Raw genomic sequence first — 18,528 nt, 5'->3', positions numbered from 1 at the left:
CCGATTAAAGCGTAACGATCTCGACCTTGTCGGTCACGCCGAGCTGGGCATAGAGCTGATGCAGCAGGATGTCGATCTGCTTGCCATTGCGCACATCCAGCCAGGCATAGCCGTCGTAGCCTTTGCGCGGACCATCGGCCACATGCACGATGCGGCCATAGCTGGCGGCGCAGGCCTTGCCCAGCGCGATGATCTCTTCCCAGGCTTCCGCAGGGGTCTGGCCCCAATGCCAGCGCATCCAATCGGCCAGCCAGGGAAATACCGCATGCTCGAACAGTGCGGGCTTGCCCACCAGGGCGGCCTTATGCTCGGTGATCAGCCGCTTGCGGATATCGGTCTGCAAGGGCAGGGGCATGTCGTACAGCGTCTGGAAGCCATAGGCGCGCACCAGCGCGGGCGTGGGGTCGGCCACCAGGTCCAACTTGCTCTCGCCGGCCAGTTTCTTCACCAGCGCCGAGGTATCGATATGCGGGGCGGCGGAGATCGCGATGCTCATGGCTTGATCCTCCGCAGGAAACCATAGGGATTGAGGGTCATGATGTAGCGTTCGGCGAAGCGCATATCGGCCTCGAAGGATTTATTCTCGGCCAGGAAGGCATGGGCCGCGGCCTTGGGGCCTTCGTTGGGCACCGGGTGATAGCCCATCACGTCGTTGAGCGAATCCTCGAACACGTAATAGCCGCCCACCGGCACCAGCGGATGATACAGCCGGGCTTCATTCAGCACATGGGTTTTTTCATGGTCTGAATCGGCGATGATCAGCACCTTCTTGCCGTGGCAGCGGCGGAAGATTTCCTCGCGCGTGCTTTCGGCGGTGGAGGAGCCCTCGATATAGGAAATGCGCTTGTTGCGGATTTCCTTCACCTTGGACAGCGTGATGTCTACGCCGATCACTTCGCCATGGCCGACGAGATCGAGGATCGAGGCGTAGAAATGGCTTGCGCCGCCGAACATCACGCCGAATTCCAGCACGATATCGGGTTTGGTTTCCCAGATCAGTTCCTGGTAGATCCAGCAATCCATCGGAGTCTTGATCAGGTCATGCCCCAGCCAGCGCTGTTGCAGATCCGAGGCGCCGTAGCGATAGCCCTGATGGATGTAATAGTAGTGGTAATACAGATAATCCTTCAGGGTCATATCCAGCAGCCGCTCGAAATTCGAGTGGTCGCCATACAGCTTGGCGATATCGTGGATATGCGGATTGGAATACAGCAGCTTCGGATGGATGCCGCTGGCATCGCAGAAAGCTTTGCGGGTGTCGGGCGTGTCTTTCGCCTCATGGGTGACGAGATGGTGCAGATATTTCTGCGCAATCTCCTTGTCGAGGGCTGGGCCCGGCGCGGGCAATGGCATGGTCGCTATGTCCTCGTTATTGATGATTTATGCGTTTCGGGTTGACGGAATGCGCAGCCGCGCGCCCAGGGCGCGAATCGTTTCGTCAAGCGTAGAGCGGGCCTCCGCGCTTGTATAGGCCGAACGGTAGAGCAGGGGGGCGGGCCCCGGTGCGGAACTGCCCTGCGGCCGTTCCACCCGCCCGCGCGCCGGCATCAGCGGCGCCAGCAGCGCCACGCAGCGCTCGGCGAAATCCAGCACGCTCATGTCGTCGGGGCCCACCGGGTTCACCACCCGGCAGCGGCCGGGCAAGGCCGGTTCGGCCAAAAAGCCGGCCACCTGGGCCGCGATGGCGCTGGCCGACACGAAATTGCGCCGCTGGCTGCCATCGCTTTTCAAGGTGATGCAGCCCCGTTCCAGCAATTCGCGCGGAAACGAAAACGGGATCAGCGACCAGCGTTTGAAACGCGTCATATCCGTCGGCAGGCCATAAACCGCACAGGGCCGCAGGATCAGCACATCCATGCCATCCACGCGGGCGGCGCGGCGAAACCATTGCTCGGCGGTGTAATGCGCCAGGGCATAATCGCTCATCGGATTGACCGGCCGTGCCTCGTCGATCTCGCCTTCCAGCGGGCCGTAGACATGGGCGGTGGATATGTAAACCATACGCGTTACGCCGTCTGTCTTGGCGGCTGCGATCAGCGCCTTGCTGCCCAGCGCACTGCGCTGCCAGGCAGCGGCGGGATCGTTGGCGAATTCCTCGTCGGTCACACCGGCTGCATGCACCAACGTGCCGCCGCCGGCGAACAGGCCGGCTTTCAGGGCATGCAGATCGGCAAGATCAAGAGGCGTATCCATGCCGGCGCCACGGCCAAGCAGGCGTGGCTGTTGCGCAGCCAGGCGTGCGGCGATGGCAGCCCCGATCAGGCCGCTGGCGCCCAGGATATGCAAAGCCTCAGGCATTGCGGCAGCCAATATCTATGCGGTGGGTGCGGGTGGCGAAGATCGCGCCGTGATAATCCATCCGGCCATGCTTGATGGCGGCGGCCTCGATCTGGTCCAGCCACCAGCCCGGCGATTTCTGGGTGATATGCGCATTCTCGCCGCTGGGCAGAGATTTCGCGGCGGCATAACAGGCAATCGAGAGATACACGAAACGCCGCGCCAGGCTGAACATGCTGTCCAGCACCCAGGGAATGTCTTCCGCCGGAATATGCTCCAGCACATCGGTGCTGATCACCGCGTCGGTCTGCTTTTCGGGATAGGCATCGTGTTGCGGATTGCCGGGATCATAAAGCGTGATGGCGATGGGCGACCAATATTGCAACAGGCCCTTATGCTGTTTGCCGTCATGGCCCACGATCACCGCATCTGTGTAGCCAATCGCCTTGCCGCAACCATAATCCGTAAGGCTGCGCGCGCCATAGCTGGCGAGCAACCGGGTGATGGCCGGCACATGCGGGCCCAGGCTATGGCCATCGAAGGTTTTTTCCGCTGGCAGGTTGTTGCGGGTATCGCCATGGCGATGCATGCGTTTGTAGAGATCGAGCATCTCCACATAACGCGGCGATGGGGATTGACGGGTAAACTCAGGCATCATATCAGGCATCGCGCCACCGGACGAATTTGGCCGGCGTGCCGGCCACCACTGCGTAAGAATCCACCTTGCCCGATACCACGCTGCCGGCGGCAACGATGGCGCCCTTGCCGATATGGCAGCCATCCAGCAGCACACTGTTGGCGCCGATCCACACATCATCCTCGATCACCACGCCGCCCTTGGAGGGCAGGAAGCCCTGATGCCGGATCGGGATGTCGCGGCGGCCATAGGCATGGTTGGTCGGCACGATCATGCAGCCCGGCGCGATCAGCACGTAATCGCCCAGGGTGATGCCGTTGCCGGAATACAGGCAGCTATGGGGGTTGATGTAGCAATGTTCGCCGATGATCACATCGCCGCTGCCGCCCACTGGGCGGATCACCACGAAATCGTAGATATGGGTATGCGCGCCGATCTTGATGCGGCTGCCGCGCGCGGAGGGCGTGATGCGCGCATCCGGGCTGATCTGTGCGGTGGGATCGATCTCCAGGCTCATTGCCAGGCCTCCGCAAGCGGTTCTATTTCGGCCAGCAAAGGCTGCACGCGGTCGCGGTCCGACAGGATCGGGTTGGCGGCCGGCCAGTCGATGCCGAGCACCGGATCGTTCCAGCGCAGGCCGCCTTCCAATTCCGGCGTATAAACGCTGTCGACTTTGTAGGTGACGACGGAATTATCCGTCAGCGTGCAATAGCCATGGGCGAAGCCGCGCGGGATCAGCACCATGTTGTGCTTTTCGGCCGCCAGTTCCACGGCATCCCATTGCCCGAATGTGGGCGAACCCTGGCGCAGATCGACGAACACATCCAGCACACGACCGGCCGTGGCACGGATCAGTTTGGTTTCGGCTGCCGGCGGACGCTGGAAATGCAGGCCGCGCAATGTATGGCGCTTTTCCGTGCGGGCCTCGTTCTCTTGCAGCCATTCGCGATGGATGCCGGCCTCGCTGAAAATCTGCTTGTCATAGCAGCGCATGAAATAGCCGCGCGCATCGCCACGCGGACTGAGCGTGATTTCATAAACACCAGGCAGTTTGCGCTGTTCGATCTTCATATGGCTTTTGCCTTTGCGGCGAAGGCCTGCAGGCGCTGGGCGGTGAAAGCCGCCATATCCGCGCCGCGCAGGGCTGCCTTATACCAATCCATGCTTTCCCCCAGGGCTTCTTCCAGGGTGAACAGGTTCTGCCAATCCAGGCGCTGGGCGGCCTTGGTGCTATCCAGCATCAACAGGCCGGCTTCGGGGATGCCATCGCCGCCGGTATCGGTCCAGGCCGATTGCTCGCCCCAGGCCCGCACCATGATATCGCAGACCGTGCGCACGGTCGCGGCGCTCTCGGCGGCGGGACCGAGATTCCAGGCGCCGGAAAAATCCGCCGGCTGCTGGCTGAGCTTTTCGGTGAGCAGCAACAGGCCGCGCACGGCTTCCTGCACATGCTGCCAGGGCCGCACGGCATTAGGCTTGCGGATTTCCAACGCCTTACCGGCATCGAAGGCACGCACGGCATCTGGCACCAGGCGGTCCTGCGCCCAATCGCCGCCGCCGATGATATTGCCGGCACGCACACAGGCCAGTCCGCCGCGTTCGCCCAGATAGCGGTTGCGATAGGCCTCGGCCACCAATTCGGCGCCGCTTTTGGAAGCCGAATAGGGCTCGTCGCCGCCCAGTTCATCATCCTCGCGATAGGCCTGGCCGGTCTCGCGGTTGCGATACACCTTGTCGGTGGTGAACACGATGGTGGTGGCAAGATTCGGGCAGCCGCGCGCCGCTTCCAACGTATGCGCCGTGCCCATCACGTTGACGGCGAAGCTTTCCACCGGATGGCGATAGGCCCGGCGCACGATGGGCTGGGCTGCCAGATGCAAAAGGATTTCAGGATCGGCCGCGCGCATGGCGGTTTCAAGCGAGGCAGCGTCGCGCACGTCGCCTTCGATATGGCGGATGCGATCCTGCAGGCGGGTGAGGGCGAAGAAGCTTGGATTGCTGGGCGGCGGCAGGGCATAGCCGGTGACTTCGGCGCCGAGTTCGCTCAGCCAGAAGCCGGTCCAGCCGCCGACGAAGCCGCTATGGCCGGTGAGGAATACGCGCTTGCCGCGCCAGAAAGTCGGATCGGGAAGCGGAGCCACGGTCGCTCGCTCAGCGCAGCCAGGGCGCGCGGCCGCTCTGCCACATCTCGTTCAGCATCTGCATTTCGCGGAAGGTATCCATGCATTGCCAGAAGCCGTCGTGATGATGGGCGGCAAGCTGGCGCGATTGCGCCAGCGGCGGCAGGATATCGGTTTCCAGCACCATTTTCGGATTATCGGACGCGCGTTCGAAAACCGGGCGCTCGAACACGAAAAAGCCGCCATTGATCCAGCCCTGGCCGACCTGCGGCTTTTCCTGGAATGTGTGCACGGTGCCTTCCTGGATGTCGATCTCGCCATAGCGCGAGGAGGGATGCACGGCGGTAACGGTGGCTTCCAGGCCGCGCTTTTCATGCACATCCAGCAGGGTGGCGATATCCACATTCGACACGCCGTCGCCATAGGTGGCGAAGAAGCGCTTGCCGCGCACATGCTTGATGGCGCGCTTGATGCGGCCGCCGGTCTGGGTTTCCGGCCCGGTATCGGCCAGCACCACGCGCCAGTCGTCTACGTTGGTCTGGCCCAGGATTTCGATATTGTTGTCGGCCAGCGTCACTGCCACATCGGCATTGCGAAAACGGTAATTCAGGAAATAGTCGCGGATCACTTCGCCCTTATAGCCCAGGCAGAGCACGAAATTACGCACGCCGAACGACGAATAATGCCGCATGATATGCCACAGGATCGGGCGCCCGCCGATTTCCACCATTGGCTTGGGCTTGAACTCGGTCTCCTCGCGCAGGCGCGTGCCAAGGCCGCCGCACAGGATGACGCATTCCATTTCGGCTATTTTGCTAGCTGCTGGGCCAGACATGCTTCTGCGTTCCCCGGTACCTGGATTCTGATTCCCATAAAGTGACCGGGAATGGTTGCCCAAATGTTAAGGGCCACCCGGACAATTGCCCGGATGGCCCTGAAAAGCGGAAAATTCGTCGTGCTCAGCCGGCGGCCAGCACAGCCCGCTTGGCGATCACGCCCACCAGATGCGCACGATATTCCGCCGAGGCGTGGATATCGTTGTTCATCGTCTTTGGGTCGGTCTTGATGCCCTTGAGCGCATCGGCGGAGAAAGACTTGGCCAAGGCAGCCTCCATTTCCTTGTGCCGGAACACGCAGGGAGCGGCGCCGTTGATCGCCACGCGGATGCCGCTGGCGGTTTCCGCCACCATGGCGCCCACCATCACATAGCGCGAGGCCGGGTTGGGGAATTTCACATAGCCGGCGCGCTTCGGGATCGGGAACGTCACCTTCACGATGATCTCGCCATCTTCCAGGGCGGTCTCAAACATGCCCTTGAAGTAATCGTCGGCGGCAATCGTGCGCTTGTTGGTGTGGATGGTGGCATTCAGGCCCAGCACGGCGGCGGGGTAGTCTGCCGCCGGGTCGTTATTGGCCAGCGAGCCGCCGATGGTGCCCATATTGCGCACCTGGGCGTCGCCGATGCCGCCGGCCAGCTTGGCCAGAGCCGGAATGGCCTTGGCGACCTCGGCGGATTTGGCCACCACGCCATGGCGGGTGCCGGCACCGATGCTGACGCTGCCGCCATCCACCTTGATGCCCTGCAATTCGGCAATGCCGCCCAGATCGATCAGATCGGAGGGCGCGGCCAGGCGCTGCTTCAGGGTGGGCAGCAGGGTTTGGCCGCCGGCGACGAATTTGCCATCGGCGGCGCCGGCCAGCAGCTTGCTGGCTTCGGCCAGGCTGGTGGGCCGGTGATAGTTGAACTCATACATGGTCTGCTCTCCCTTATTCCGCCGCCAGGGCGGGCTTATGGGACTGGATGGTTTGCCAGACTTTCAGCGGCGTAGCCGGCATCTGGATCGCCTCGGTGCCCAACGCATCGGTGATGGCATTCATCAGCGCGGCGGGGGCGGCAATCGCCCCGGCCTCGCCGCATCCCTTCACGCCCAGCGGATTATGCGGGCAGGGGGTATGCGTCATCGCCACGTTATAGCTGGGCAGATCGTCGGCGCGCGGCATGGTGTAGTCGAGGAACGACCCGGTCAGCAGCTGGCCGCTTTCGGTGTCGTAAACCACGCCTTCCAGCAAAGCCTGGCCCACGCCTTGCGCGATGCCGCCATGCACCTGGCCTTCCACGATCATCGGATTGATCACGTTGCCGAAATCATCCACCGCCACCCAGTTGGCGATTTTGGTGATGCCGGTATCGGGATCGATCTCCACTTCCGCGATGTGGCAGCCGGACGGGAAGGTGAAGTTGGCTGGATCGTAGAACGCGGTTTCCTCGAAGCCCGGCTCCAGATCGGCCGGGTAGTTATGCGGCACATAGGCGGTGAAGGCCACGGCGGCCATGGGCACGGATTTATCCGTACCGGCCACCGAGAACACGCCGTTGCCATAGCTGACATCGGCCGGCGAGGCTTCCATCAGATGGGCGGCGATCTTCTTGCCTTTTTCGATCAGCTTGTCGGCTGCCTTGGAGATGGCGCTGCCGCCCACCGCCAGCGAACGCGAGCCATAGGTGCCCATGCCCATGGGGATCTGCGCGGTGTCGCCATGCACCACTTCCACCTGGTCGATCGGTACGCCGAGCTTGTCGGAGACCAATTGCGCGAAGGTGGTTTCGTGGCCCTGACCATGGCTATGCGAGCCGGTATAGACGCAGACGCTGCCGGTGGGGTTGAAGCGGATTTTCGCCGACTCCCACAAGCCCACGCCAGCGCCCAGCGAACCCACCACGGCAGACGGCGCGATGCCGCAAGCCTCGATATAGCAGGAGATGCCGATGCCACGCAGCTTGCCCTGCTTGGCCGACGCCGCCTTGCGGGCCGGGAATCCGGCATAGTCGATCATCTTCTGCGCTTCCGAGAGCGTGAGGGCGTATTGCCCGCTGTCGTAAACGCAGGCCACCGGGGTTTGATACGGGAAGGCATCGGCGGCGATGAAGTTGCGCCGGCGCAGTTCCGCCGGATCCAGCTTCAATTCACGCGCCGCCGCTTCCACGATGCGCTCAACAACGTAAGTGGCTTCCGGCCGGCCGGCGCCGCGATAGGCATCCACCGGCGCGGTGTTGGTGAACACCGCTTTCACTTCGGCATAGATCGCCGGCGTGGTGTATTGCCCAGCCAGCAGCAGGGCGTACAGATAGGTCGGCACGGCGGATGCGAAGGTGGAAAGATACGCGCCCATATTGGCCAGCGTATCCACCTTCAGGCCGAGGAACTTGCCATCCTTGTCCATCGCCAGATGGGCGATGGTGTAATGGTCGCGGCCATGGGCATCGGTGAGGAAAGCCTCGGAGCGATCGGATGTCCATTTCACCGGCCGGCGCAGCTTGCGCGCCGCCCAGAAAGCCACGGTCTCTTCCGGATAGTTGAAGATTTTCGAGCCGAAGCCGCCGCCCACATCGGGGGCCACCACGCGCACCTTATGCTCGGGCAGGCCGAACACGAAGGCGCACAGGATCAAGCGCAGCACATGGGGATTCTGGCTGGTGACATAAACCGTGGTCATGTCGGTGCCGCGGTCGTATTCCGCCACCGCCGAACGCGGTTCCATCGGATTGGGCGAGAGCCGGTTGTTCAGCAATTCCACGCGGGTAACGTGGGCCGCCTTGGCGAATGCCGCATCGGTGGCTGCCTTGTCGCCGAAATCCCAATCGTAGCAGAGATTGCCAGGCGCATCGGCATGCACTTGCGGCGCGCCCGGCTTGAGGGCATCGCGCAGGTCGATGGCCGGCTTCAGCACCTCGTAATCCACCTCGATGGCTTCGGCGGCATCCTTGGCCTGGGCATAGGTTTCGGCGATAACGACCGCCACCTGGTCGCCCACATGGCGCACGCATTCCACCGCGATGGCGTCATGGCGGGGCGCCTTATGCGGCTGTCCGTCCTTGCCCTTCACGGTCCAGCCGCAGATCAGCCCACCCACCTTGTCGGCGGCCATGTCCTTGCCGGTATAGATCGCCACCACGCCTGGCTTGGCGCTGGCTGCGCTGATGTCGATGCTCTTGATGCGGGCGAAGGCATGCGGCGAGCGCAGGAAATACGCATGGGCCTGGCCGGGACGATTGATGTCGTCGGTGTAATGGCCCTGGCCGGTGATGAAGCGGTAATCTTCCTTGCGGCGAACGGATTTGCCGATCGAGCCGAGTTCGGTCATGGCGTCATCCCCTTCATTTCATGGCTTGCGCGCCGGCCTGAACGGCCTTGACGATGTTGTGATAGCCAGTGCAACGGCAGATATTGCCTTCCAGCTCATGCCGGATGGTTTCTTCCGAGGGATTGGGATTGCGGTTCACGAGATCCACCGCGCTCATGATCATGCCGGGCGTGCAGAAGCCGCATTGCAGGGCATGATTGTCGCGGAAGGCCTCCTGCATCGGATGCAGGGTGTCGCCATTGGCCAGGCCTTCGATGGTGGTGACCTGGCTGCCATTGGCCATCGCGGCCAGGATGGTGCAGGATTTCACGCTGCGGCCATCCACATGCACCACGCAAGCGCCGCATTGGCTGGTATCGCAGCCGACATGGGTTCCGGTGAGGCCGAGATGTTCGCGCAGGAACTGAACGAGAAGGGTGCGCGGCTCCACGTCGCGCGAAACCGTCTTTCCATTGACGGTCATCGACACTTGGGTCATTCGTTTTCCTCCCTTGGGGCTACGGGACTATATACGAGCCAGACTTTTGCCCTGAACAAGTGTGGGCGCAACGCTGCGCAGGCGTCAAGCGCGAATGCGGTTTCCGCCTGGAAACGAAAGTCTGATCTCAGAATTTCAGAACCAGCACTGTCACAATCGCTACGACGGCGACCAGGCCGCCGATCCACACCCAGCCCGGCAGGCCGCCGGCATCGGTTTCGGGTGCGGCTGCGTCTATTTGCGGTGCAACAGGCGCAGGATTGATTGCGGCCTGATTTGCTGCACCTGCTGCCCCAGGGGCTGCCACGGTAGTTTCCCCAGTGGCCCCAGCAGGGGCTTCCCCTGGGGCATGCGCGGCCGGCGCTTCCGCGCTGGAAACCAGGGTGTTGAACTTGGTGAAGAATTCCTCGGCCATTTTGGCAGCGGTGGCATCGATCAGCCGGGCGCCGATCTGCGCCAGCTTGCCGCCTACCTGGGCATTCACGATGTAGGTGAGGCGGGTGCCGCCTTCAGGCGCATCGCTCAGGGCCACCTTGGCGCCGCCCTTGCCGAAGCCCGCTGCCACGCCGCCCTGGGCCTCGCCGGAAATCGTGTAGCCATTGGGCGGATCGATATCCGACAACGCAACCTTGCCTTTGAATTTCGCCTTGACCGGGCCGACTTTCACCACCACGCTGGCTTCAAATCCGCCCTCGGCGTTCTTCTCCAGGGTTTCGCAGCCGGTGATGCATTGGCGCAATACGTCCGGATCGTTGAGGGCAGCCCAAACCTTGGCACGCGGCGCGGGAATAAGTTGTTCGCCATTCATGTCCATGGGATGAAGCTCCTCTTGCAATGATTCATCAGTTGTTAAGATATAGCCGCTAAGGCTTGTGATAACTAGGTTCAGGCGTGGCTTTTGCCGCCTGCCTTTTTTGCCGCCACGGGAGAGCGCAGCCATGGTTCCGGCCACCCGATCCGGTATCGATGTCAGTTTCTGGATGCTGGAACGCGCCGCCCATGAGCGGATCGCGATGACATTGCCTAAATTGCGTTGGTTGCTCTATCTGGCCCAGGCGCATTACGCCATCATGCGCGAGGGCGCCAAGCTGATGCCTGCCACATTCGTGGTGGCGGATGACGGGCCGACCGAGCCGACGCTGGATCTGGTTTTCCAGGCCGGCCTGGAAAATCCCTGGTCGCCGAATTTGAGCGAAACCGTGCTGTCCTTCCTGGAAGGCTTCTGGAAGCGCTTCGGCGCCTTGCCGGTGGTGGCGCTGCACAAGTTGGTGTTGGGCGACCCGTCGTGGAAGCGTGCCGTCGAGGGCGGTCCGGGCAATGAAGTGCATGTCGAGCAGCATCGTGCGTCTGGCAAGCCCAGCGCTCATGCCATGCCGATCAGCGATGCCCTGGCGAAACCGGGCAGCCGCCGCAGCCCCTCCGCCCGTTCGGCCGACCTGCCGCCCTTCGAGGAAGAGGTGAAGGCGCGGATCGAACAATATTCCCGCGAAAGCAGCATGGGCCGTATACTGCGCGGTCAGGTGACCAAACCTGGGGTCAAGCCCGGTGCTGCTGAAATGGGCGGCACTCTCGCTCATGCCGCGCCGCCCGATAGCCAGGAAGTGCGTTTCACCGCCGATGGCCGTTCGGTCACCCGCTGGCGACCCAAGCGCCGGGTAACCGGCCCCACGCTCTGAAGCCCGCGCGCATTCCTGCCTTTAAGCATTCCTGCCTTAAGCATGCCGCCTTAAGCATGCCTGAATGACGGCCCACCGGGCTTCGCCTTTGGTCTACCTCGGGCTGCATTGGTGGCCGAAACGAAGCGATTCTGGATTTGGCAGCGCGAAAATTTAATGTTAGGGTTTCTCTGTTAGTTCCAAAACACAAGGAATATGGCAGTGGAGCAAGGGGGCTTTGGCGTAGACAACGGGGATCTGATCGAGATTTCCGGTAAGGTCAAATGGTTCAATGCGGTGAAGGGTTTTGGGTTCGTCAGTCCGGTTGATGATTCCGGCGATATCTTCCTGCATCTGTCCTGCTTGCGCCAAGCGGGATACGAAACTCTCGATGAAGGCGTGACCCTGGTGCTCGAAGTGGCCCGACGGCCCAAAGGGATGCAGGCTGTCCGTATTCTTTCTGTGGATACCAGCACGGCGGAACCCGGCGGCGGTGGCGGTGGCCCGGCTGCTGGCGGTGGCATGCGTGGCCAGCGCCCGCCGCGCCAGGATCGTGGATTCAACGACCGTTTCGGCGGCGGCGGCGGCTTTGATCGCGGCGGCGACCGGGGGGGCGACCGGGGCGGTTTCGGCGGCGGTTTCGACCGTGGCGGTGATCGCGGTGGCTTTGATCGCGGCGGTTTTGATCGTGGTGGTGATCGCGGCGCCCCGCGTTTCCCTTCGGTGGTGGCCACCGGCGAATTCTTCGAAGCCAAGGTGAAGTGGTTCAATGCCGTGAAGGGCTATGGCTTCGTGTCGCGTGGCGATGGCGGCCAGGATATCTTCGTGCATATGGAAGTGCTGCGCCGCGAAGGCATCGGCGAATTGCAGCCCGGCCAGTCGGTGCGGGTGCGCATCGGCCAGGGCCCGAAGGGGCCGCAGGTGGCTGAAATCCGCATGGGCTGAGCGCCCAGGCCCACGTTTCACAACAATTTGAAAGCGCCGGCCGGGCAACCTGCCGGCGCTTTTTCTTTGCGCTTTCTTTGCGCGTTGGAGCCCGGCTTTCTATTTGGCCAGCGGCAGGCGGGCTTCCACCAGGCAGCCGCCGTCGGGGCCATTGCTGACGACCAAGCGGGCGCCGATCCGCGCGGCCCGCTGGCGCATATTCGCCATCCCTCGGCCCACACTTCCGCTCGCCGGCGCGGTTGCTGCCTTGGCAAGGCCGGAGCCATCATCTTGCACGCGCAGGCATGCCGCTCCGTCCTCGATCCGCCATTCCACCTGCACATTGGCGGCATCGGAATGCTTCAAGGCATTGGTCAGTGCCTCCTGCAGGATACGCAGCAATTGCAGCACGGTGCCGGGCGGCAGGTTGGCCGGGCCATCGTTGACAGCCCAGGCCGAACGGATGCCGGCGGCGGTGAGGCGCGGTTCCAGGCGGAAACGCAGATTGGCCAGGGCATCGGCCATGGATTGCTGGCCGGCATCCAGGGAGTCGATCATCAGCCGCAGATCGTCGATGCAGCCGCGCAGCAGGCTGGCGGTTTCGACCTGTCCGATCTGGCCTTTTTCCAGCGCATGCAGGGTGGTGATCAATTGCGAGCCGACGCCGTCATGCATCTCGCGCATCAGCCGGTCGCGTTCCTCGGCCATGCCGGCCAGGCGCTCCAGTTGCGCGATACGTTCGTAATGGTGTTCCAATTCCTGGGTCTTGTCCCGCACGCGCTGTTCAAGTTCGCTGTTCAGCCGTGCGGCTTCGTCGAAGGCATGGAAATAGCGCCCGCCCAACGCGGTCACCATTGTGGCCAGCATGACCGGCGGGCCATAACCCAGCCAGGGCGTGGGATCGAAGCCGACCCGCCCGGTGATCACCAGCCAATCATGCAGGCCGGCCACAGTCGTGGCGGCGATGCCGGCCAGGATCAGCCAATAGCTCCAATGCCGCTTTTGCACAGCCAGGCGCAAAGCGGTTGCGGCTGCCCAGCCGGCAAACAGCATGGCCAGGCCATACCAGCCGGGTTGCAGCGGCGCCAGCACCTGGTTGCCCAGCGGCGCCACGGTGAGCGGCAGCAGCAGGCACAGCGCCAGCGCGCCGCGCTCCCACATCGGTGCCGGCCGCGCGGCGAAGCGGTTCACCGTGATCGCAAGCAATGCAAAGCCGAGCGAGAAGCTGGCGGTGAGAAACAGATCGTTGCCTTCCAGCCCCAGCGGCCGGCGCAGCGGCAGCAGCCAGTCATCGTTGCCCGCCACGTGCAAGGCGCGGATGCTCCAGCACAGCGCCAGCGCGCAGAACCAGGGATAGATCATTTCACGCGGGCGCCGCAGCCATAGCAACGCCATGAACAAGGCCGCGACCAGCCCCGCCATGGTCAGCGCGCGCGGCAGGTCGCTGCGCCAGAAAAGCTGCTGCTGATAGCGCGGCAACAGCCATTGCTGCGGCCCGATCTCGAGGGCCGACAGGCCGCCGTTGATGTCGCGCTCCACCCGTAACAGCAGGTCCAGCCGGTTGGTGCCGGATTTCAGCAGCGGGGCAGGCAGGATCGCCATATGCGGCGGGCTGGTGCGGGCCGCCAGATGCACCGCATCGAAGGCAGCCTCGCGTGAAAGCTCCACGCCGTTCAGTCGCAGGGCCAGGGCCGAATTGGCGAACGATACGAAAGCCGCCCAGGGCGTGTCGGGCTGGTAAAGCACATCGAATTCCACCCGATACCAGCCGAAGCCGGCTTCGTTGGGCCGGTGCATGCGCCAGAAATCCGGCAGGCTGCGGTTTTCCCAAGGTTGATTGGCGGTCGCGTGTTCCGGAATCTCCGCGTTCGTGGCCTTCACGAAGGCGGCCCGGTCGATGCGGATCACCTCGGCCGGCAGCGGCTGCGGCGCCAGGCTGAACCAGGCCAGCAGCGCCAGGCAGCCGGCCACCAGCAGCAGCAGGCCGGCGCGGATCACGGCAGGCTGCGCAGGAAACGGCGCAGCGCCTCCCAATAAAGCGGATCGGCAGAGATCGTGTCGTGATTGGTCTGCGGCAGCAACACCCAGTCGCGCGGCTGGCCGGCCCATTGTTCGTACAGAATGCGCGCGCGCTCCGGCGGAATGGTGGCGTCGTTGGCGGCCACCAGGAAAAGGCTGGGCGCATTGATCTGCCCGGCATGGCGGATGCTTTCCATCGGATGGCGCAGCAGCAGCTTCACCGGCAAGAGTGGCAACCGCGAGCGCACGTAATCCAGCACGCTATCGAACGGCGTTACCAGCACGATGCCGGCCACCGGGCGCTGCGCCGCCAGGTAGGTTGTGTAGTAAGACCCCAGGCTGGTGCCCATCACGGCGATGCTGTGCGGCTTGGCGATGCCGTCGATCCGCCCGGCGCTGGCGGTATCGAACCAGAGCAGCGCATCGGCCTGCAATGCGGTTTGTCCAGGCACGCCGCCGCTCAGGCCATAGCCGCGATAATCGGTCAGCAGGATATCCCAGCCGGGATAATTCTCCGGCCTGCCGGGTCCGGATGCTGCCAGGCGCCAATGCACATCCTCGGCATTGCCGCCGAAATACAGCAGCAATCGGCCCGATGGCTTGTCCGGTTCGGCCGGGCGCCACCAGCCATGTAGCTTAACGCCATCGGCGCTCTGCAGCCAAACCGAACGCGCATCGGGCAATTGGCGCAGGATTTCGTTTGCCCGTGCCTGCTCCATGGCGCGCGGAAAGAAGATGCGGCTTTCCTGGGTGAAAGAGATATAGGCCAACAGCGCGGCATAACCGCCCGCCAGCAATCCCAGCCAGATCAACAAGGCGCCACGCATGCGATTGGGCCAACGCATAGCCATGACGGATCAGGAAACGATCAGGCCGCGCTGGCGCGCGATATACACCGCATGCGGGCGCGAATGCGCATCCAGCTTGCGGTAGATATTCTTCACATGGGTTTTTACAGTATGCGGCGAGATGAACAAACGCTCGGCCACTTCGGAAAAGCCGATGCCGCGCGCCACCAGTTCCAGGATGTCGATCTCGCGGCGCGAGAGCGGCGAGGGTTCGGCGCTTTCGGCTTTCGCCTGCGGTTCGGCGGGCTGATAGCGCTTGAGCAGCAAGCGCGCCAGCGACGGACTGATCGGAGATTCGCCGGCACGCAGCGCATGGATGGCGGCGTTGAAATCGTCGGGCAGGGAATCCTTCAGCAGATATCCGGTGGCGCCGGCCTCGATGGCCTGGATCAGATTGGTCTCGCCGCCGAAGATCGACACAACCATGATCTCGGTGGCCGGGCTGGCCTGGCGGGTATGGCGGATCACATCGAAGCCTGAGCCATCGGGCAGGTCCAGGTCCACCAGCAGCACATCGGGCCGCGTCTGCTCGCCCGCCGCACCAATGGCGGCGATGGCCGATTGTGCGCCGGCATATTCGGCAGCCAGTGCCAGGCTTGGATCGGCACGCAGGTTATCGCGGAATCGTTCGCGGTGCAGCGGATCATCCTCCACCACAACGACATTGATCGGACCGGAAGCAACAGGCACGGCGTTCATGGCTCAAGTCTAGCAAAGCCCAGGCCGGATGCGCAGCCGTAAAACGTAGCGTCCCCCACAAAATACCCCGGGCGGGGGATTCTAACGGCCATGGCGCTGCGCCTACAGTCGGGCCGGCCGCCGATGCGGCCTTGCCGTTGTCTAGCCGAGGAAACATCCATGAAAATGCTCACTGCCGTTGCTTCCGCGCTGTTCGGCCTTGCCTTGCTGGCGCCGGTCCAGCAGGCCCGTGCCGATGTATTCGCCCATGGCGGCTTGTGCCTGGCCAATAATGGCGGCAAGGCGGTGATGGCACCGTGCAGCATGAGCCGGCATAACAACAATATACGCTATGTTCCCAACGAGAATGTGTTCTTCGGGCAGTTGCAGCAGGGTTCGCAATGCCTGGAGATGAATCGCAGCGGCCAGGTGTTTTTCGCCACCTGCAATTTCTCGAAATTCCAGGAATGGAAATTCTCCGGCAATGGCCAGTTCAACAATGCCGATCCGGGCATGTGCATCGTGCCATCGGGCAATAGCGTGGTGGGGCGGCCTTGCCCGGCGGCGGGCTGGGTGAATCTCAGCTACACCGTGGTGCGCGTGCCCAACATGAACGCGCCGCGCGGCACCGTGCTGGCGATCCGCGGCGCCGATCTGATCAACAAGCAGACCGGTGCCATCGTGGCCAGCGGCGGCGGCAATATCGTATCCGGCGGTGCGGGCAACATCGTGGCCAGCGGCGGTGGCAATATCGTATCGGGCGGTGCCGGCAATGTGATCGCGGCGGGTGGCAAGTATTCGCTGGGTGCGGTGAATTCCATCGTGGCCGGCGGAGCAGGCAATTGATGCGCGCTCTGTTTGCCGTAACGGCCTTGCTGCTGACTGGATATCTCCAGCCAGCGCTTGCGCGCGATGAGCCGTGCCCGCCGGCAGGCGAACGTTTTTTCAGCAATAACTATGTGCAGAAATCGACGCTGGAATCCCGGGGCGAACGCGATCCGTTGCTGGGCTGCAAATTCACCCGCCTGGAAGACGGCAGTGCCGTGCATTTGCGCTATATGGGGTCGCTCACGCCGCTCGATCAGGTGAAGCCCGAGCCCAAGCAGGATCTGGTCGGCGCACCGCCTGCCGGCGTTTATGCCTGCGATGCACCGATCAGCATCGGCGGCATGATCATGGGCAGCCCGCAGACCGGGTTGATGTTCGGCCTGATAGATCAGAAACGCTATCGCAATTTCGATGGCGGCACCGGGGCCTACCGGTTCGATCCGGCCCAGCGCCTGCTGACCATGACCAGCGGGCCGCTGAAAGGCCAACGCTATCTGCGTTCCGATACCAGCATCTTCAAGCCGCTGAACGATGCCGGATCGCTGACGGGCAACATCAGTTGCCCGCTTTCGCCGGCCAAGCCGATCAATGGCCGCTGGTGAGCCCGATACCGTCAACCGCGTATTCGCATTATACGTGACGCTGTTGGCCGGTTTCTGGGGCGGCCATAAATTCCTGTTGGGTGCGACGCGTGAGGGCTGGCTCTATCTGCTGCTCTGCATCAGCGGGATTCCAGCATTGGCCGCGCTTGCCGATTTTATGGAATTGTTGCAGCAGCCGGCGATTGGTCAGGGCTTCCTGCGGCGGCGTTTGCCGAAATATCCGCCCGAGGATCGTGGCAGAATCAGCCGCAAAGCCTGGCTTCGGCTTTGCGGCTCTGCACTCTGCCTGGTCGCGGCGGGAACCCTGTTCAATCTGCTCAGGGTCTGAGGGTCAACGCAATTCCACTGCGTAATCGGTTACCGGCAACGCCTTCGGGATCAGGCCCTGCTTGGTCAGGAAATCGGCAAAGCGGGTATAGCGGCGGCCATCCAGCGCGCGCGGGCTTTGCGAGAAGCGCGGCACGGTGTCTTTCCAGGCCCGGCGGTTCAATTCATCGTCCAGCGACTTGTTGTTCTTGATGAACAGTTCCCAGCTTTTCTGCGGGTAATTGTGCAGATAGGCCACTGCTTCCTCCAGCGCATCCAGCAGGCGGGCGTGGCGCGGATCGCTCAGCTTGTCCTTATGCGCCACCAGGATCAGTTCATCGTAGAGCGGCACGCCATGCTCTTCCGGATAGAAGGCGCGGCCAGGCTTGCCCTCGATGGCCATCTGGTTCAGTTCGAAATTGCGGAACGCGCCGATGGTGGCATCCACGCGTCCGGCGAAAATCGCTGGCGAGAGCGAGAAATTCACATTCACCAAGGTGATGTCGGAGAGTTTCAGGCCATAGCCTTCCAGCATGGCTTTCAGCAGCGCATCTTCGAAACCGCCCACCGAATAGCCCACCTTGCGGCCCTTCAGGTCGGCAATCGATTTTACCGGCCCATCGGCAGCCACCACCAGGCTGTTCAGCGGCGTGGCCACCAGCGAGGCGATGCGCTTCAGCGGCAGGCCCTGCGCCACCTGGATATGCAATTGCGGCTGATAGGAAATCGCCGCATCGGCTTTGCCGGCGGCCACCAGCTTGGGCGGGTCGTTGGGATCCGCGGGCGGGATCAGGTCCACCAACAATTCATGGCGGTCGAATATGCCGGCTTCCTTGGCGATGAACAGCGGCGCATGATCGGGGTTCACGAACCAATCCAGCAGCAGGGTGTATTTGTCGTGGGCTTGCGCCGGCAGCGCAGCCGCAGCCAGGCCAAGGCCGAGCAGCAAGGCGGGGAGTTTACGCATCGGTTTCTTTCCTTCTTGTCATCACGCTTTCGCTTTGCCAGGGCAG

At 63.0% G+C, this 18,528-nt stretch carries 20 protein-coding genes and 1 pseudogene; 5 read left to right on the top strand and 16 right to left on the bottom strand.

Translation table 11 applies throughout. From position 1 onward, the window contains the following. Positions 1–4: 4 nt before the first annotated feature. From KF827_RS11980 to KF827_RS11925, 12 genes and pseudogenes are all read right to left on the bottom strand, one after another. The gene (locus KF827_RS11980) at positions 5–496 is read right to left on the bottom strand and encodes a hypothetical protein (protein ID WP_291005497.1); all 492 of its coding nucleotides are present in this window, start codon (positions 494–496) and stop codon (positions 5–7) included. Next, complete coding sequence (locus KF827_RS11975) at positions 493–1,353, bottom strand: CmcI family methyltransferase (RefSeq protein WP_291005494.1); 861 nt, start codon at positions 1,351–1,353, stop codon at positions 493–495. Before KF827_RS11975 ends, KF827_RS11980 begins: the two co-directional genes overlap by 4 nt. A gap of 27 nt (positions 1,354–1,380) precedes the next feature. Continuing rightward, entirely contained in the window at positions 1,381–2,298 is a 918-nt protein-coding gene (locus KF827_RS11970) for an SDR family oxidoreductase (protein ID WP_291005491.1), read from the bottom strand. Then, positions 2,291–2,935 (bottom strand): hypothetical protein, encoded by a 645-nt coding sequence (locus KF827_RS11965; RefSeq protein WP_291005488.1) that lies wholly within the window; start codon positions 2,933–2,935, stop codon positions 2,291–2,293. Before KF827_RS11965 ends, KF827_RS11970 begins: the two co-directional genes overlap by 8 nt. Before the next feature lies 1 nt (position 2,936). After that, a pseudogene (locus KF827_RS19535) lies at positions 2,937–3,107 on the bottom strand (DapH/DapD/GlmU-related protein); the annotation flags it as partial. Between the two features lie 320 nt (positions 3,108–3,427). Beyond that, on the bottom strand, positions 3,428–3,985 hold the full coding sequence (gene rfbC / locus KF827_RS11955) for a dTDP-4-dehydrorhamnose 3,5-epimerase (RefSeq protein ID WP_291005484.1): 558 nt from the start codon (positions 3,983–3,985) through the stop codon (positions 3,428–3,430). After that, positions 3,982–5,055, bottom strand: a complete 1,074-nt coding sequence (rfbG, locus tag KF827_RS11950) for a CDP-glucose 4,6-dehydratase (protein WP_291005481.1) — start codon at positions 5,053–5,055, stop codon at positions 3,982–3,984. Before rfbG ends, rfbC begins: the two co-directional genes overlap by 4 nt. A 10-nt stretch (positions 5,056–5,065) precedes the next feature. Continuing rightward, positions 5,066–5,836 (bottom strand): glucose-1-phosphate cytidylyltransferase, encoded by a 771-nt coding sequence (gene rfbF, locus KF827_RS11945; protein WP_291005478.1) that lies wholly within the window; start codon positions 5,834–5,836, stop codon positions 5,066–5,068. A gap of 157 nt (positions 5,837–5,993) precedes the next feature. After that, the gene (locus KF827_RS11940; RefSeq protein WP_291005475.1) at positions 5,994–6,788 is read right to left on the bottom strand and encodes a xanthine dehydrogenase family protein subunit M; all 795 of its coding nucleotides are present in this window, start codon (positions 6,786–6,788) and stop codon (positions 5,994–5,996) included. Positions 6,789–6,801: 13 nt separating this feature from the next. Beyond that, positions 6,802–9,177, bottom strand: a complete 2,376-nt coding sequence (locus tag KF827_RS11935; RefSeq protein ID WP_291005472.1) for a xanthine dehydrogenase family protein molybdopterin-binding subunit — start codon at positions 9,175–9,177, stop codon at positions 6,802–6,804. Positions 9,178–9,190: 13 nt separating this feature from the next. After that, positions 9,191–9,655, bottom strand: coding sequence for a (2Fe-2S)-binding protein (locus KF827_RS11930; protein WP_291005470.1), 465 nt, complete (start codon positions 9,653–9,655; stop codon positions 9,191–9,193). A gap of 127 nt (positions 9,656–9,782) precedes the next feature. Next, positions 9,783–10,469, bottom strand: coding sequence for a carbon monoxide dehydrogenase subunit G (locus KF827_RS11925; RefSeq protein WP_291005467.1), 687 nt, complete (start codon positions 10,467–10,469; stop codon positions 9,783–9,785). Positions 10,470–10,593: 124 nt separating this feature from the next. On the opposite strand from KF827_RS11925, the gene KF827_RS11920 reads away from it, so the two are divergent. Continuing rightward, positions 10,594–11,331: a hypothetical protein gene (locus tag KF827_RS11920; RefSeq protein ID WP_291005464.1), complete on the top strand. Its 738-nt coding sequence runs from the start codon at positions 10,594–10,596 to the stop codon at positions 11,329–11,331. Positions 11,332–11,532: 201 nt separating this feature from the next. Continuing rightward, complete coding sequence (locus KF827_RS11915) at positions 11,533–12,255, top strand: cold-shock protein (RefSeq protein WP_291005462.1); 723 nt, start codon at positions 11,533–11,535, stop codon at positions 12,253–12,255. A gap of 99 nt (positions 12,256–12,354) precedes the next feature. On the opposite strand, the gene KF827_RS11910 is transcribed toward KF827_RS11915, so the two are convergent. The 3 genes from KF827_RS11910 to KF827_RS11900 are packed head-to-tail and all read right to left on the bottom strand — an operon-like array spanning position 12,355 to position 15,800. Continuing rightward, complete coding sequence (locus KF827_RS11910) at positions 12,355–14,232, bottom strand: ATP-binding protein (RefSeq protein WP_291005460.1); 1,878 nt, start codon at positions 14,230–14,232, stop codon at positions 12,355–12,357. After that, positions 14,229–15,104, bottom strand: a complete 876-nt coding sequence (locus KF827_RS11905) for a hypothetical protein (protein WP_291005457.1) — start codon at positions 15,102–15,104, stop codon at positions 14,229–14,231. Before KF827_RS11905 ends, KF827_RS11910 begins: the two co-directional genes overlap by 4 nt. A gap of 6 nt (positions 15,105–15,110) precedes the next feature. Next, the gene (locus KF827_RS11900; RefSeq protein ID WP_291005454.1) at positions 15,111–15,800 is read right to left on the bottom strand and encodes a response regulator transcription factor; all 690 of its coding nucleotides are present in this window, start codon (positions 15,798–15,800) and stop codon (positions 15,111–15,113) included. 159 nt (positions 15,801–15,959) lie between these two features. Between KF827_RS11900 and KF827_RS11895 the strand changes: the two genes are divergently transcribed. The 3 genes from KF827_RS11895 to KF827_RS11885 are packed head-to-tail and all read left to right on the top strand — an operon-like array spanning position 15,960 to position 17,537. Further along, the gene (locus KF827_RS11895) at positions 15,960–16,625 is read left to right on the top strand and encodes a hypothetical protein (protein ID WP_291005453.1); all 666 of its coding nucleotides are present in this window, start codon (positions 15,960–15,962) and stop codon (positions 16,623–16,625) included. Beyond that, positions 16,625–17,209 carry a hypothetical protein gene (locus KF827_RS11890; RefSeq protein WP_291005451.1) on the top strand — a complete coding sequence of 195 codons (585 nt, stop codon included), beginning with the start codon at positions 16,625–16,627 and terminating at the stop codon, positions 17,207–17,209. Before KF827_RS11895 ends, KF827_RS11890 begins: the two co-directional genes overlap by 1 nt. Beyond that, complete coding sequence (locus KF827_RS11885; RefSeq protein ID WP_291005449.1) at positions 17,196–17,537, top strand: NINE protein; 342 nt, start codon at positions 17,196–17,198, stop codon at positions 17,535–17,537. The genes KF827_RS11890 and KF827_RS11885 overlap by 14 nt, the downstream gene beginning before the upstream one ends. A gap of 3 nt (positions 17,538–17,540) precedes the next feature. Here the strand turns inward: KF827_RS11885 and KF827_RS11880 are convergent, their stop codons facing one another. Next, positions 17,541–18,482 carry an ABC transporter substrate-binding protein gene (locus KF827_RS11880; protein WP_291005447.1) on the bottom strand — a complete coding sequence of 314 codons (942 nt, stop codon included), beginning with the start codon at positions 18,480–18,482 and terminating at the stop codon, positions 17,541–17,543. Positions 18,483–18,528 lie beyond the last annotated feature (46 nt).

It is taken from the genome of Ferrovibrio sp. (genome assembly GCF_019636075.1).
Lineage (GTDB): Bacteria > Pseudomonadota > Alphaproteobacteria > Ferrovibrionales > Ferrovibrionaceae > Ferrovibrio.
This window is presented reverse-complemented; position numbering and strand designations above follow the sequence as displayed.